Below are 14,453 nucleotides of genomic sequence, written 5' to 3'. Positions count from 1 at the left end.
GAATCCGGGGTTGCCAGGGTGGGATATCGGTGTTTTCTAAGCCGGGGCTGCTAAGGTAACGAAAAAGTTTTTCGTGCGTTTTGCGTCCGTAACTGGGGGTGAATATCGGTAAATGACACCGTTTTTTCGTCCGAAGGTGTGGGTGGGGTATAGAGGGATTTACCCTCCGGAGAGAAGTGGTGGGTTGGTGGTCACTCAGACGCCGCTGGGCTTCGAAGAGCAGTCCGCCCAGTGTTACGGGGAAGTGTCACGCACCCCTGGGGTGCAGACGACGACGCCCGGCAGTCACGATCGACACCAACGAGCACCGCGAAACTGTCAACGCTCACACGCCGCCAGTGCTCACACGACCACGAACGACGAACGACGACGCGGCTCAGACGACGCTCACACGCCGCGTAACACTCCCGCAACAGAACACGCACCAATCCCCTCACCGACAGCCACGGCACGCTCACGCGCACGCACGCGACCGCAGAGACCACCATGACCATCGATCCAGACACACCAGCACCGACCGTCCACAACGAGCGCGGCAGCCGCCGCGCCCTCCCATCGACACCAACCCAGCTAACACGAGTTTTACAGCAGTTAACATCGGTGATGTAAAGTGAAAACCGCAACACGGCGACAGGGTGAACCCCCGATTTTACGCGATTAACGCAATTTACGGATTCTCTCAGGGGGTTGTGACCAACAACAGGGACAACGACAGGAGGGACAGTGAACACACTATCCCGAGAGATACTGTAAAATGCGTAAAATACGTAAAACCACCACCAATCACCCCCTCTCAGAGGCTGTACTACCGGTTATCGTTTTACACCGCGATGTAAAATCGGTGTTAAACGCTGTAAACTCCGTTAGTGACTGGAGCAGGTGCCGGAGTCGATGGGCGTCGCAACTCTGCGAGGTTTTAAGAGTGACAGGAAGTTGTAAATCTGTGCCAGCAATCGATGCAGTCCCAATCAGGCTTAGTGAACGCGGGTCCAGAACGCATCTCGATCCTCACTGTACAGGTCGAGATTAGCAGCTGCGCGCTCACCACGTGCAGTGAGTTCGTAAATTCCGCGATCGGGGCGGTGGACGAGTTCGTTGTCGCGGAGGTGTTTGAGGCGGTTTTGGACGTATTGTTTCGAGTCTGTACTCTCTACTTTGGTGAGGAGCATGCTCGGTGTTTGCCGGCTTTCTTCGTGGAGGAGTTCGAGGAGTTCGTGATCGGTATCGAGCAGCGATGGGTGTTGGGTCATCATTCCTATCTCTATGTTTGTTCCCCAAACACTTATACGCACCGGGTCCTTAACAGGGGATAAGCGGTGGACACGCGGCCCTGGACGGACACCTAACCAGTGTCTGAATGAAAGGACGGGCGACAGGGTACCACCCTGTCGCCCTGGTATCGCGGAGTTCACCTGACCTCGATGGATGTGCGGATGCGAGTCGGATCGACTCTCCAAATCAATCGATGCAGTCCGCGAGTACCAATGCAAACTACGCAACGAAACCTTAAAAATCACACCACATCGAGTGGTCGCAGCGACGCAAAGCCCGCCGCCATCATTCATGAGAACGGCGAAATCATTCACGCCCCCGATCACGACACCCGCGGTGGGTGGGTCATCATTTACCGCGCGGAGAAGCCCGGCGTTGACCGGAAAATCCCGCGCGAAAGGGTCGTGGATATCGACCGCATCCACGACGATTGCAACCGCAAAGTCACAGAGGATGACACGGTTGAGTGGTGCAGTGAGTCTTGGACCGTTGTCGGTGTGACCCATAAAGTTGGGATGGCGCGCCTAGAACCGCGAACCGACGCAGCGCGCGATCTGTGCCCCGAGAGCCACGACGGCGGAAAGTTATCGTTCATTGACGCGCCGGTCGATCAAATCACTGTCACCGGTGAGAACGACAACGACGGTCCGCACGGTACGGCTGACGGAGAGATCGTGACGGACGGCAGTGCCAACACGAAGGGGGGTGAAGACAGTTGGTAGACGAAGGTCAGCAGGACACCGGCGACGACGATGTTGTAAACGTGCACGCGGAGAACATCCCGCAGATCCTGAAAGACCACGACCACTGGTTACTGTGGGACTCATCGAACGACACACCGCGCCGCCCGCACTGGAAGGGAAATTTCAGTATCTCCTACAACGACCCGGACGCGTGGCACACCTTCGAGGAAGCGCTGGAAGCCGCGGAATCGAATCCCAGCTGGGGGATCGGGTTCGTGACCACGGACACCCCGGTCTCCGTCATCGACCTTGACGGGTGCCGGCGGACTGACGGCGAGTTCTTCGAAGAGAACTTCCGCTGGGAATGGTGGGTTCCGGAATCGTTCGGCAAGAAGATTGCGGAGTACTACAAGGAACTCAGCCCATCCAAAACCGGGGTTCACCTCCCAGTGACCGGGTTCGACGTGCCGGAGTGGTGGGCAGACAAGTCGTTCGAAGATGCAGAGCACGAAGGCGTTGACGTCCTCGATAACAAGTTCTGCACGGTGACCGGTGCGTGCGACGGTGACCTCCCAGTCGTTGACGTGTCCGGCGACGACCAGTGGCTGCGGAACGCCCTCGCAGACTTGTACGAGACGATTACGGGCGAGGATCCGCGGAGCGGTCCCGACACGCCGTCCGGGGGCGGTTACTCGCCCGGTGATGAATGGCTGCAGCCTGCGGACGTGCAGGGAGCGCTCAGTCACATCGACCCGGACGTCGGGTATTCGGAGTGGCGTAACATCGGGTTCGCGGTCGCGGAGTACTTCCGCCGCGTGGACAGGGATCTGGACGACGACGCGTTCGATGTGGCGTTGGAGACGTTCGAAGATTGGTCACAGGACGGTGAGAAGTGGGATCGTGAGGCGGAGGAGAACGCGTTCAACATCATCCGCGCCGGGTTCGACGGTGATGCGGAGACCGATTCGCACGTCACGATCGGGACGCTCCTCCACGTTGCGGAGCGGAACGGGTGGGAGATGCCGGACAAGACCGTTAGACTCGCGGAACAGACCGTTGACGGGTTCATCGATGAATACCCGCCGGTCGCTACCCGTGACCCGGACGACGAACGCCCCGACCCCACCGACGACCATGTGCGGCGCTTGGCCGATGCAGTCGGGGACTTAGATGAAGAGACGTTCGAAGCCCGGATTGACGAGATTGACAAGTGGGTCGGACGGACTCGTGACAGGATTGAACGGCACTGGGAACTCGCAAACGAGCACGAGTACGGTGACCTTGTCAACGAGAATGGCCAGCTGATGCGCGTGACGTGGACAGATAGACGGTGGATGTTCACGAAGCCAGTGCTGTCGTTCGAGTTCGACGTAGACTCGATCCTCGACCTCCCGGATGAGCAGGGTCGTTCGAGCATCGTTCAGATTAACCCGCCGGCAGAGTCCGAACCGGAATTCGAGCTGGATGTTCCACCGAAGGTGTTCAACGACGTCCGCCGGTTCAAGGACGAGATCCTGTCGCGCGTGTACTCAACGACGATCGAGGACGACCGGTCGCACAGCGAGGTTCTGGACTCCATTCGGCACTGGATCGCTGAGCAGGACGTTCCGATTCGCGCCGCACAGTACGAGATGGGACTCAACGAAGACGGTACCGAGTTCGTAACGCCCACTGGGTCAATCACCGCAGACGGGTGGACTGACGACCCTGACGCCGTACACATTGAGCGCGGGTCGAAGACGAACGCGACAGTCCGGTCGTTCACCGCGGACTCGGACGACCACGACAACATCGACACTGACGAGGTTGCGGAGATGATCGAGCTCATCGCCCAGTCCCGGGCCCCCGCTCGCATCACGGCAATCCTTGGGTGGTGGTACTCGGCACCTCACAGACCCCGCATATTCGATGTTAGCCGGACGTTCAACCCGCTCGCAGTCATCGGCCGATCAGGTAGCGGGAAGACGGCGACGCTTGCAGCGCTCAACCAAATGTGGGGAATGGACACAGAGCCACAGTCAGTCTCTGCAACCAAGCACGCCGTGCTCACAGGATTCGCTGCCAGTCGCGGAGTGCCGGTGTGGTTCGACGAGTACCGACCGGAGAAGACTGCAAACTACGCAATCGATAGGTTCCACGATTATTACAAGAAGAGCGCAACGGGTGGCATCTTGCCGAAAGGGAACCATTCGATGGGGACTGACGACTGGCATTTCCGCTCACCGATTGTTGTGTCCGGGGAGTCAGAGATTCGGTCGAACGCTGAACGTCGGCGGACTGTCAACGTGAACGTCACGTCAGCACCCACAGAAGACGAGGGGATGAAGCAGGCGTTCAAAGACCTGGTTGGCGACGTGCAAGTCGATGATGAAGGGGACAAGACGACTGTGGAGTTCCCCGAAGCTGAGTACAACTTGCAAGATCACGCAGTCGCGTACTACTCGTGGGTTGCGGACATGAGCGAGGACGAGTTCCGCGACTCGTGGCTTGACGCACGCGGACACGTCGCGGAATTCCTCGGTCAACACGAGGGCTTAGACCTGGGTGACACTGAGACTCAGGCGCTGCAGACGGTTGTGTTCGGATGGAAGCAGATGATCGCGTTCGCCAACGCGATGGGGGCAGACGTGTCCAAACTTCCAGGCGAGGACGCGCTTGAGGACGCGCTTGCACACGTCGCTGACGTTGACGGCGACGGACGGCAGTCCCACGAGGACGAGTTCTTCAGCTTAGTGTCGCGCGCCGCTGCAGCCGGGTACTTGATGAGTGGTTCCGAGTCGGATAACGGGTTCTACAAAGTCGTGTACGAAGGTAAGACGAACGAGGAACTACGCGTGAACGTGACGCGAGCCTTCGACTCGGTCAGTAAGTACGTGAGAGATCACGACTTGAACGCTGACCTACTGCAGTCCGCATCGGATTACAAGAACAACTTCGACGAGTTGAAAAAAGAGGATACGTACATCCAGAGAACGAAGCAGAATTCGCCACCGATCGCCCGCTGTACCGGGATTGACATGGCTCGCGCTGTTGACGAGATTACCGGGTTCAGTAGGGAGTCGTTCGTTGACGTTGAAGATGAAGGCGACGACGGTGAAGAGACTGTCAACGATGACAGCGATAGTGACGGCGGTGACGGTGATGGCCCAGTTCCGGTCGGTGCGCTCGGGCAGGTAGATCACAACTACACCGAGGTGACGGTCAAAGTCATTGAATGGGGGGAAACCCCTGACGGTGTTGCTGATGCTGGTGGCCCTGTCAAAGCGGGGTCAGTGTCCGACACGACCGGTCGCGTGGATATCGTCGCGTTCGATCACAACGGTGATGCTGCTGACGGGAGTGAACACTTAGAAGCCGGTGAGACGGTACGGATTGATGACGTGTACATCGGTGAATACGACGGTGCGCGACAGCTGAACCTCGATGCTGGGACAACCATCACTCCGATTCAGCCCGGCGTGGGGTTCACTGAAGGCGAAGAACCTGACGACGGACAGGGGACTCTTGACGGCGCGTCAGACGACGGTGAGAGTCAGCAGGAGAGTGTTCTGGCGGATGGCGGTGACACTGAGGGTGACGGTCAGTCCATCGATGCAGACGTGCAGCGCGACCGCGTGATGGCTCTCAAGGACGTCATCGAGAACGTCGAAGACGAACACGAGGATGGTGCCCCGGTCGGTGAAGTCCGCGAGCAGGCTGTTGAAGCCGGGCTGAGTGAGGACAAGTTCGATCACGAACTGGCGAAGTTGAAGACGAAGGGCGACGTGTACGAACCGTCGGAAGGCCGGCTGCGAACCGTCTAACACGAGGTGAACAAGATTGTCAACATCAACATCGAACGAGACGGTGACGTGGCAGTCGGACCGCGCGCGAGACTTCCGTCAGCGGACGGAAGGCAAGCTCGCGGCTCACTGGGGCGAGATCCGCCAGTACCTCGCACCCCCGGTTGTCGCATGGTCGTGGGGTGAATCGGGACTGTCAACGGCGATGAAACACTATCTGAAGGACAAGGGGCTCATCAAGCGCGCGCCGGGCGGTGAGAAGTGGCGGACGTCGATGGACCTCTGGTGTTACGCGATCAGCAAAGCCGGTGACGAGGAACCGGTCGGTGTGGAAGCGACGGGACAGCAGACCCTCGATGCACCACCTCAGTCGGGGAGTTCGCGTGTCCTCACTGACGACACTCCAGCGCCTCCGTCACGGCGGGTGCAATCGACACTGACGGGTGACGAAGCCGATAAACAAGCGATCAAGTCGCAGTATGAGCCGGATTGGACGGTTGTCAATGCGCTGAAGGGCATGCACGGTGACGACGGCCGTGAGGACGCCGCTCGGCACCCAGGGCAGGCTCGGTTGTCAACCTTCGAGGATTACGACTTGTCGCAGTGGGACGTGACGACACCGTGGTTCCGCTCGGGTGTCACGGTCCCGGCGGGGAACGTCTACTAACACCCCCGTTACACGTCCCCTGACCGCGGCCCAGTCGAGTCTGTCAACGATCGCCGAGTAACACTCCTTCAAGCGGGATCAGTCGGACCTCTCCGTTGCGGACGACGAAGACGACAGTGGTGGATTCTCCGCCGGAGAGTGCTTCGAGGACGTCTTGTGGGACGTTCATCGACCCTGACCCGGACGGTTTGACGCTGATTGTCGCGGTGTGTTTGTCTCCTACTGATGTCATCAGTGGAGGGTATGGGGTGTAGGGGTAAGAGAGAGGTAACACTGTTCTGTGATTCACGCGTTTCGCGCGTTTCTTGAGTGTCAGAAACTAGGGGTAACGGGCTTGTAACCCTTAGATACGGGCATGTCATTGGACATGCCAGCGCTGGCGACGAACACAGTAACTAGCCTGTCGAGCATCGCGGTATTGGGTTACACGATGGGGTTCGACCCCCTCGCGTCGCTCGGCAGCTCGGTTGCAGTAATGATCGGGACGATCGTGGCGCTCGCAGGCGCGTACGATCTTGGTGAACAGTTCGACGCCTGGGACTAATCACGATGCGAGGTGTGACACGCAAAACAGGCGCTGCCGCGCTCGCAGCGATGCTTCTCGTGAGCGTTCTCGGCGCGTTCGCGGTCGGCCCAGCGGCTGCAGCAGCAGGCAACGTCACGTTCGGAGCGACGAACTACGACGTGGACGAGACGACGACAGCGACCGTTGAGATCAACGTGACCGCTGACTCAGCAGGACTCAGTAATCAGACGGTGTCCATGGCTGTGGTCGATACGTCCGCTGAAACCGCCGTCGCAACCTACGAACGGCAGGTGGACGTGGCAGCGAACAGCACGAAGACGGTCACGATTGACGTGTCACCGTCTGAGCAGGGGATTGACCCGGGGACCTACTCGGTCGAAGCGACCGTTGACGGGGTGACGGCGACGTCATCGATGACGGTCAACGCGGTCGCTGACCAGTCCGTTACACTCGACCAGTCGGAATACAGTGTGAACGGTAGCGAGACGACCGTTAACGCGACCCTGTCGGCGGGCGGGCAGGATCGGGTTGGCCCGGTCGAGTTCGTGGTTCTCGATAGGAACGACTCTGTCGTGCATTCGGAGACGATGGACGACTACACGCTGTCCTCGGGTACGTCGGCGACTGAGTCGTTCACTGTCGCCCCGGGAGACGTCCCTGATTCGGGGAACTACACTGTCGAAGTGGTCTACGCGAGCACGTCAGCGACCGCACCGCTGACAGTAGACACTGAGGATGCACCGATCGGTGGTGGTGTCATCAGTGACGCAGCTGGCGATCCGATCGCAATCGCTGGGGTGCTCGTAGTGCTGCTCCTCATCGGGCTTGCTGCGCGCGCTGAGTAACACCTGCTAACCGATTTTTCATACAAACATGAAGGATACAGAAGACGGCGACGGCGAACCTGTCAACGCGGACAGCGGTGACAGTGTAACGGTATCGAGACGCCAACTACTGCAGGGACTAGCAGCTGCAGGTGTCACTGCGACCGCAGGGTCATCGCTCACGGGGTCCGTGGCCGCGCAGACGAACACTACAGACATGACCACGACGACTGAGGACGGGAACGTCGTAGACCCAGACAGTCCAGACGACCGGTACTGGATGGACAAGGACTACAGCGATTACATCGCTCAGGACAATCACCGTAACCTGATTGGCGTCCCATCCGCGGGCCGTGTTGGCGAGCTCATGCTGGCATACACCCCGCTCTACGGGCAAGCAGCCGCCGCAGGAGGGACGATAACCAAGTACGCAACCACTGACCAGGACCTCTTCGAAGCCGGGCGGTCAGTGCTCGCGGACATGTACTTCGACCCGTTCGACTTCGCGCAGGCGGGGAAATCGACGGTGCTGCAGCAAGCCTGGTACGATCTGGCTGAAGCACACCAGTTGCTAGAGCGGATGATTACGCAGTGGTCAAACAGTCTGTCGGCGAACGAAGAGCTTGCGCACAGTGAAATCGAGCTCGTTACACGCGCATCGTTCAACTCGGGGAAGTCGATGGGCGAGGCGAAAGATGAAGCGTCACTCGCTGTGCGAGACCTCCTCTCCACGAGCGAAGTGAACTTGTTAATCCTGCTTGAGGAGCTCCTCATCAGGATTAACGGCGTGTTCTTCCGTGTCGCCAGCGAGCTGACAGACGATTCGCTGAAGAACTACTGGAGCTTCAACTCGGGGGCGGAACTCACGCACAGTGATTTCACGCTGCATCAGCCGTCGATGCACCCCGCGCGTCTGGAGTTGATGGACGGGCGAATCCTCGAAACCGGTGTGATGCAGCTGGTTCCTGAACAGGATACGCCGGAGATGATCGTGCACCCGCTGCACGATCAAATCGCGTCTGAGGGTCGATGGGAGTGGGTACCGTCGGTCCCTGACGATAAGACGTACCCGATCCCGCCGGTCAACTACGCCCCGCCGGATTTCCTGAGCGACAGCGAATACCAGCTGGGGAAGTACAATCAGAATCTCGCGGATCTCGCGTCTGAGATGTACACGAAGCTGTGGGATCTGGTGAGAACGTTCGACTCAGAGATTGACGCGTACGTTGAGACGATGTACACCTACTACGCGGGCGAAGACCGCATCCCGATGAGCGAACTGTCGAACGCGGCTGTCCGGCGGGAGCTCGGGATGGACTGGGCGCGGACCGGTTCGACCGGGTTCGCGCTCATAGCCGCCCTGAAGCGCGGGATGCGAGCGAATACGAAGATGAACGTGGACGTCGAAGTCCTGCAGCCCGACGAAAACGTCGGGGAAGGGCAGCGAATCGACGACACGATCCCAGTCCTTGGCGGTGACGAAGGATGGGTGCCGGGAGCGAAGAAGACGGTTGAGTACGACCTCACCGAAGGTGAAGACGCTCGCATTGAGGGCCCAGAACTGCACATCCGCGGGCAACCAGCGAACGGTCAGCACACGGTGACGTTCGCCGATGGGTCCACGCAGGTAATCGAGTACGGGAAGGTGATGACGAGCGGGGAGTGGATGTCCAGTTCCGATCCTGGGGAGTGGACCGCGTCATTCTACCTTCGACTCGACAGTTCAGATTACTCCCTCAGTGACATCGAGTCCGTGACCGCAGCGGTCGATGAGGCGCTGTTTGTCGGTGAGACGTACCGGATCCCAGATCCGAACGACGTGTCCGCGGAGATTGTCGTGGCGGACTACGACAGTCTCTGGCGGAGCCTGACTGACCCGGGACAGGGCATCCACATCCACTCCGTCACGAACGCGGAGGGTGAGGAAATCGATGCCCTCTGGATGCGAGATGGCCGTCAGGCAGAGTTGTCCACTGACGGTGCAGAAGAGCTGATGCGCCGGCAGATTTGGACGGCAGCGGAGCGCACGCGCCACAATCGGAAATATGAGCCGATTGGTGGCGGGGGAGGCGGTGACGGTGGTGGGAGTGGGTTGTGGATGTGGGGTGCAGCCGCGGGCGCGGGAGCGCTCGCCGCGTTGGGCCTGCAGGGGGGTGACGACTGATGCTCCCGCTACTCGGCTTGAAGGCGTTGGGGAGTCTCGGTCAGATCCTCATCCTGGTAGCCGCGGCAGCGCTGGCGCTCGCAGTCCTGTCGCAGGCTGGTGTGCTGATTGAGGCGGTTGTAGGGTTGGTTGAGTGGTTGGTGACTGGGGTTGGCGGTGCTGTTGGAGAGTTCGTTATGAGCCTCATTGAGGCGATCGTGAAGGCGCTCGGCGCGGACGCAATCGGGGTGTAAGCTTCTATGACAAGCAAAAACACAGAACACGACGGCGGACGGATTGTCAACGACGACGAGGACACGGGTGTTACGCGACGTGATGTGCTGCGAGGCGGGGTGACACTGTCAGCAGCGATCGTGGGGAGTAACATGGTTGGAAGCGCGTCAGCGCAAACCAGCACGACCACGGACGGGCTGTCCGGGTCGGGGACCGGAGCCGACCCGTACCTCATCGAGACGGTCGAAGACCTCAATAAAGTCAGGAACGACCTCACCGCGCACTACCAGCTCACCAGTGACATCGACGCGAGCGGGATTGACAACTGGGAGCCAATCGCCACCTCCTCGAACGGGTTCACCGGGACGTTCGACGGCGCTGGCTTCGCTGTCAACGGTCTCACGATCAGCAAGCCATCGACAGACTACGCCGGACTGTTCGCGTATATCGGAGAGTCCGGCGAAGTCACGGGTGTCACCCTGTCCGGCGCGGACGTCGAAGGGCGTGACTACGTCGGAGCGCTCGCCGGGTACGCGTGGCAGGCGACGATCACTGACGTTACACTCGATACCGTGACTGTGACCGGGCGTGAGGCAGTCGGCGGTGTAGTCGGGAGCGCGTCAAGCACGACCATCGAGACTCTGTGCGCGTCCAGTGTCACTGTCAACCCCGCCTCGAACGCTGTCCATCACGGGGTTGTCGCTGGCGAACTACTCGGACCATCAGTGTTACGCGATGCGTTCGCTGCAGGGGTTCTGGAGCCCGCAGGAGACGTTGACGGCGCGGCAATCGTCGGTGGGGCGGTCGGGCTCGCCGGCGGTCTCATCGACACCGTGCAGACGGACGTGACCATAACCAGCCACGGGGTGGCGGGCGGTGTGGTCGGGGAGCTTAACCCGTCCGCGGCAGGCGATGACCGCGGTGTAATCCGTAACACGTCCGCGGACGGCACTGTGACGAACACGTCCAGCAGCACTGCGACCGGTGGGATTGTCGGGACGACGGACGATGCGAACGCCGCAACGCGCCTCAGTGACGCGTACTCCCGGTGTGACGTGCAAGCACCGAACGCCGGCAGTCTCAGTGAGACGGCGGGTATCGCAGGCGCGCCGGTGACTGGGACGACGATCGAGCGCGCGTACTACGCTGGCGGGACAGTGAGCGCTGCAGACGGGGCTGTCGGCGGTGTAGTCGCAACGACTGTCCCGACGGTGTCTGCAGGGTACTTCGAGAGCTCAGGCGTGAGTGTAACCCCGGTTGATGGCGGGATGTCCGGTGTTACGGGCGTGGCGACGGCAGACCTCTCCGGGACGACTGCGGAGGATACGCTCGCAGAGTTCGACTTCGATTCCGTGTGGGGCACCGTGAACGGGGATTACCCTGTCTTGCAGGCGACGCCGTCGCGGTCGTGCGCGCCGGAGGACCCGATCGGCGGCGGTGTCACGTCGTCGGACAGTCCAGGGTTGGAGTGGCTTCCATGGGGGATCGCGGGCATCCTCGGGTTAGGGTTAGTCGCAGATGATGATGGGGAGGGTGGTGGGGAGTGAGACGCGCCGCCCTCCTCACGCTGGCAGTGTTACTGGCGGTCACAGCCGGTGTAGCAGCGCCTGTAGCCGCGCAGGAGAACACGACTACGACCACCGGTGGTGACGACGCTGTCAACGCCAGCGATATCGATACGTCGCAAATCGCCGGCGAACTCGGCACTGTAACCGTTCACGAAGTCGAATTCGCCGACAACGGCCTTGTCAAAATCACGGTGACTGCAGAACGTCACAGCGGGCCGATCGCCGTCACAGACTCTGGCGCGGTCGATATCGGGAGCAACGAACGTGCAAGCGTCCCGTTCGAGGTATACAGGCCCTCTGAGGGACAACACGTCCTTCGATTCCACTTGAGTTCCGATGACGCCCTCATCACGATCCAGGAGGGCGGGGAGATGATGGCTGCGAGCGGCGAACGTGGGACTGTCGATGTGATGGCCGCGAGCCCGACCGTGGACGTCGTCCGGTGGAGTGCGATCGGCGGGGGGATCGGAGTGCTAGTCGCCACCGGTCTTGCCGCCGGGTTCCTTCGCCGCAAACACCAGAATACCTACAAAGAACTCCTCTCTGAAGAACGCATCCGCGTTGAAGAGGACCCCGTAGACGGGGTTCTCGGCAAGGCGAAACGGTTCTTCACCCGTCACAAGTACGCGTTGCTCACTGCAGCTGCAATCGTTGGATATCTCGTTGCAGTCAGACTCGGGATGCTCCCCAGCATCGGGGCAGTGTGGGGAGATATGACCGATTCACAGCGCGTTGTTACGACCGCTGCAGGCGCGATGACTGTGATCGGATTCCTCCCCGCGTACGCGATCGTGACGCGAGTCTGGGAGCCTGCCAAGGAGTTCGTGATCGATATCGATGCACGTGACGTGTTAGACCCGTCACTCGGCAGCAATGGCGGGTTAGCGTTAGATGCAGATGATATCGAGGACGTTGCTGATGAACTGCAGGAGAAAGAAGAAATGGACGTCGTCGGTGTCTACAGCGGAAGTCCTGAGCGCGTCAGGAAGATGCGTGTGGACGGGAAGAAAGCCGAAGTCGAAACACCAGGTGGGAAAGGCCATCTTGTCGAAGAGTTCGATGCGAAGCGGAATGCCGCGCGTGGAACGTGGCCCGGAACGGCGAACGACGTCGAACTCATCTCTGAACGCAGTAAGATCGACGGGAACCGCGAAGTGTTACGGGACGAGTCGCGGATGCTGCGAACGCTCATCGGCGCGCTCCCGGCAATCGCTACGGCGAGTGACACCGACGCGATGCGATCCGTGGACAAAGAGATCCGTGAGCTCGCTACGGTGAACAGTGACCCCATCGACTCCCTCCTCAACCGCGCTGCACAGGACACGCGGTTTGAAGGGATGTACACTGACGATGACGGCGACGAAGACGAAGAGGAGAGCGGGTTAGAACAAGTTGTTAACGGCTTGAACCCCGGGAGTGACGACGGAGAAGACGACGAAAACGAAGGTGATGAGCAATGAGCGGAGGAGGCGGGTACGACGCCGCGGACGCAGCGGACAAGATGCGCGAAGGCGACGTCGACGCGAATATCGACGGCGTACTCTCCGGTGACACTGCAGTTGCGAACATGGTCCTCGCAGCCGAACGCGCGGGGCTTGACGAAGACGGCCCGCTCATGTCGATTCTCGGGCGGACATCGAGGACGCACACCCTTCGAGACGCCCGCGAGCAAGGACACGTCCCCACGTTGAACGCTGCGACCGGTCTCTCCGAATCGAGTATCGAGGCGACCGGGTACGACTTGCTTGTCAATGCCCTCAAACCGGCCGCGCAGCAGGCGCTCATCAAAGGCCCGAAGGGATCAGGTAAGTCCACGAAGGCGATTGACTTAGCGAAGCGCCTGTACCACGAGTTCGACGGCGAACTCTCGATCCTGACGAATATCGAGGGGCCGGACGACCACCCTGCAGTGGACTACGCAGACACGATCAGCGGGATGCTTGAGTGGGTGCGTGACACGAACGGCGAGAAACTCGTGATTGGTGACGAGTGGTCGAGTACTGTCAACGCTCACGCGCACGGTGGCGGGCAGGTTGGCGCGATCTTCGCCCGGTTTATCAACGCCTTGCGAAAGGGGAAGGGCGGGTCTACGCGCCTGATTGCGATCGGGCACGAGCACGACACTGACCTGGCAGCTATCCTTCGCAACCAGTCTGACGTCGTCATTGAGGCTGATGGGAAGAAGGATGACGGTCTGATCGACTGTGCGACTGTGTACGAGGGGTGGAAGGATTACACGGAGGATGACCACTGGTTCCGTGTCCGTGGCCTGCAGGACGTCCCGTCGTCGTCTCAGTGGGGGTTCTCGACGAACTACTTCGCTACGTTCGATCTGGATCTGGATGACCCAGAGAATCAGATCCAGAAGGGGAAGTTGGTAGAGAACTGGGAAGAGTACCAGGATGACGACGGTGACGGCGATGACCCCGGTAACGCGGGCGAGCAGGCGGCCCAGTACCGAGAGTGCAGAGGTGAGAAGGCAGATGGTGGTGACTGCGGTGCGACGGTCACGCACGAGAGTGGCTACTGTCACGCCCATAGGAGCCAATGGAATGGCGAGCCGGACCCGCGCCTCACTCCCGGTGACACGCCGCGTGACACCCGTGACACCGGCAACGCAGGCGCGGAGGGTAGACACTCGGGCCGACGGTCGGGACGCCGCGCAGGGCGCGCAGGACGCCCTCTCGGCACTCCAAGCCGCTACCGGGGAGCGTGACGGCGACGATCGTGACCGAGAGCTAATCGCTGCAGCAC

At 60.4% G+C, this 14,453-nt stretch carries 12 protein-coding genes; 10 read left to right on the top strand and 2 right to left on the bottom strand.

The features are described 5' to 3' along the window. Window positions 1-974: 974 nt before the first annotated feature. Window positions 975-1,250 carry a hypothetical protein gene (locus tag EYW42_RS06680; RefSeq protein ID WP_135534474.1) on the bottom strand — a complete coding sequence of 92 codons (276 nt, stop codon included), beginning with the start codon at window positions 1,248-1,250 and terminating at the stop codon, window positions 975-977. A 234-nt stretch (window positions 1,251-1,484) separates the two neighbouring features. Here EYW42_RS06680 and EYW42_RS06675 point away from each other — a divergent pair, with 234 nt between their 5' ends. The 3 genes from EYW42_RS06675 to EYW42_RS06665 are packed head-to-tail and all read left to right on the top strand — an operon-like array spanning window position 1,485 to window position 6,404. After that, the gene (locus tag EYW42_RS06675; protein WP_135534473.1) at window positions 1,485-1,994 is read left to right on the top strand and encodes a hypothetical protein; all 510 of its coding nucleotides are present in this window, start codon (window positions 1,485-1,487) and stop codon (window positions 1,992-1,994) included. After that, complete coding sequence (locus EYW42_RS06670; RefSeq protein WP_135534472.1) at window positions 1,988-5,758, top strand: PriCT-2 domain-containing protein; 3,771 nt, start codon at window positions 1,988-1,990, stop codon at window positions 5,756-5,758. The genes EYW42_RS06675 and EYW42_RS06670 overlap by 7 nt, the downstream gene beginning before the upstream one ends. 16 nt (window positions 5,759-5,774) lie before the next feature. After that, on the top strand, window positions 5,775-6,404 hold the full coding sequence (locus EYW42_RS06665; protein ID WP_135534471.1) for a hypothetical protein: 630 nt from the start codon (window positions 5,775-5,777) through the stop codon (window positions 6,402-6,404). A 43-nt stretch (window positions 6,405-6,447) separates the two neighbouring features. Here EYW42_RS06665 and EYW42_RS06660 read toward each other — a convergent pair whose 3' ends face one another. Further along, entirely contained in the window at window positions 6,448-6,636 is a 189-nt protein-coding gene (locus EYW42_RS06660) for a hypothetical protein (RefSeq protein ID WP_135534470.1), read from the bottom strand. A 123-nt stretch (window positions 6,637-6,759) separates the two neighbouring features. Between EYW42_RS06660 and EYW42_RS06655 the strand changes: the two genes are divergently transcribed. The 7 genes from EYW42_RS06655 to EYW42_RS06625 are packed head-to-tail and all read left to right on the top strand — an operon-like array spanning window position 6,760 to window position 14,415. Further along, window positions 6,760-6,948 carry a hypothetical protein gene (locus EYW42_RS06655; protein WP_135534469.1) on the top strand — a complete coding sequence of 63 codons (189 nt, stop codon included), beginning with the start codon at window positions 6,760-6,762 and terminating at the stop codon, window positions 6,946-6,948. Between the two features lie 14 nt (window positions 6,949-6,962). Continuing rightward, window positions 6,963-7,775, top strand: a complete 813-nt coding sequence (locus EYW42_RS06650; RefSeq protein ID WP_135534468.1) for a hypothetical protein — start codon at window positions 6,963-6,965, stop codon at window positions 7,773-7,775. Window positions 7,776-7,803: 28 nt separating this feature from the next. Continuing rightward, window positions 7,804-9,918, top strand: a complete 2,115-nt coding sequence (locus EYW42_RS06645; RefSeq protein WP_135534467.1) for a hypothetical protein — start codon at window positions 7,804-7,806, stop codon at window positions 9,916-9,918. After that, complete coding sequence (locus EYW42_RS06640; protein WP_135534466.1) at window positions 9,918-10,151, top strand: hypothetical protein; 234 nt, start codon at window positions 9,918-9,920, stop codon at window positions 10,149-10,151. The genes EYW42_RS06645 and EYW42_RS06640 overlap by 1 nt, the downstream gene beginning before the upstream one ends. Before the next feature lie 6 nt (window positions 10,152-10,157). After that, on the top strand, window positions 10,158-11,678 hold the full coding sequence (locus tag EYW42_RS06635) for a hypothetical protein (protein ID WP_135534465.1): 1,521 nt from the start codon (window positions 10,158-10,160) through the stop codon (window positions 11,676-11,678). Then, window positions 11,675-13,159 (top strand): hypothetical protein, encoded by a 1,485-nt coding sequence (locus EYW42_RS06630; RefSeq protein ID WP_135534464.1) that lies wholly within the window; start codon window positions 11,675-11,677, stop codon window positions 13,157-13,159. The genes EYW42_RS06635 and EYW42_RS06630 overlap by 4 nt, the downstream gene beginning before the upstream one ends. Beyond that, the gene (locus EYW42_RS06625) at window positions 13,156-14,415 is read left to right on the top strand and encodes a hypothetical protein (RefSeq protein ID WP_202613824.1); all 1,260 of its coding nucleotides are present in this window, start codon (window positions 13,156-13,158) and stop codon (window positions 14,413-14,415) included. Before EYW42_RS06630 ends, EYW42_RS06625 begins: the two co-directional genes overlap by 4 nt. The last annotated feature ends 38 nt before the right edge of the window (window positions 14,416-14,453 follow it).

Origin of the sequence: Halostella pelagica (genome assembly GCF_004762015.1) — an archaeon.
In the GTDB taxonomy this organism is placed as follows: Archaea; Halobacteriota; Halobacteria; order Halobacteriales; family Natronoarchaeaceae; genus Halostella; species Halostella pelagica.
This window is presented reverse-complemented; position numbering and strand designations above follow the sequence as displayed.

Bases quoted from the DNA above. Each gene is read 5' to 3' on its own strand.
- EYW42_RS06655 (WP_135534469.1), top strand. From the start codon at position 6,760: ATGTCATTGGACATGCCAGCGCTGGCGACGAACACAGTAACTAGCCTG.
- EYW42_RS06680 (WP_135534474.1), bottom strand. From the start codon at position 1,250: ATGACCCAACACCCATCGCTGCTCGATACCGATCACGAACTCCTCGAA.
- EYW42_RS06675 (WP_135534473.1), top strand. From the start codon at position 1,485: ATGCAAACTACGCAACGAAACCTTAAAAATCACACCACATCGAGTGGT.
- EYW42_RS06645 (WP_135534467.1), top strand. From the start codon at position 7,804: ATGAAGGATACAGAAGACGGCGACGGCGAACCTGTCAACGCGGACAGC.
- EYW42_RS06660 (WP_135534470.1), bottom strand. From the start codon at position 6,636: ATGACATCAGTAGGAGACAAACACACCGCGACAATCAGCGTCAAACCG.
- EYW42_RS06640 (WP_135534466.1), top strand. From the start codon at position 9,918: ATGCTCCCGCTACTCGGCTTGAAGGCGTTGGGGAGTCTCGGTCAGATC.
- EYW42_RS06625 (WP_202613824.1), top strand. From the start codon at position 13,156: ATGAGCGGAGGAGGCGGGTACGACGCCGCGGACGCAGCGGACAAGATG.
- EYW42_RS06635 (WP_135534465.1), top strand. From the start codon at position 10,158: ATGACAAGCAAAAACACAGAACACGACGGCGGACGGATTGTCAACGAC.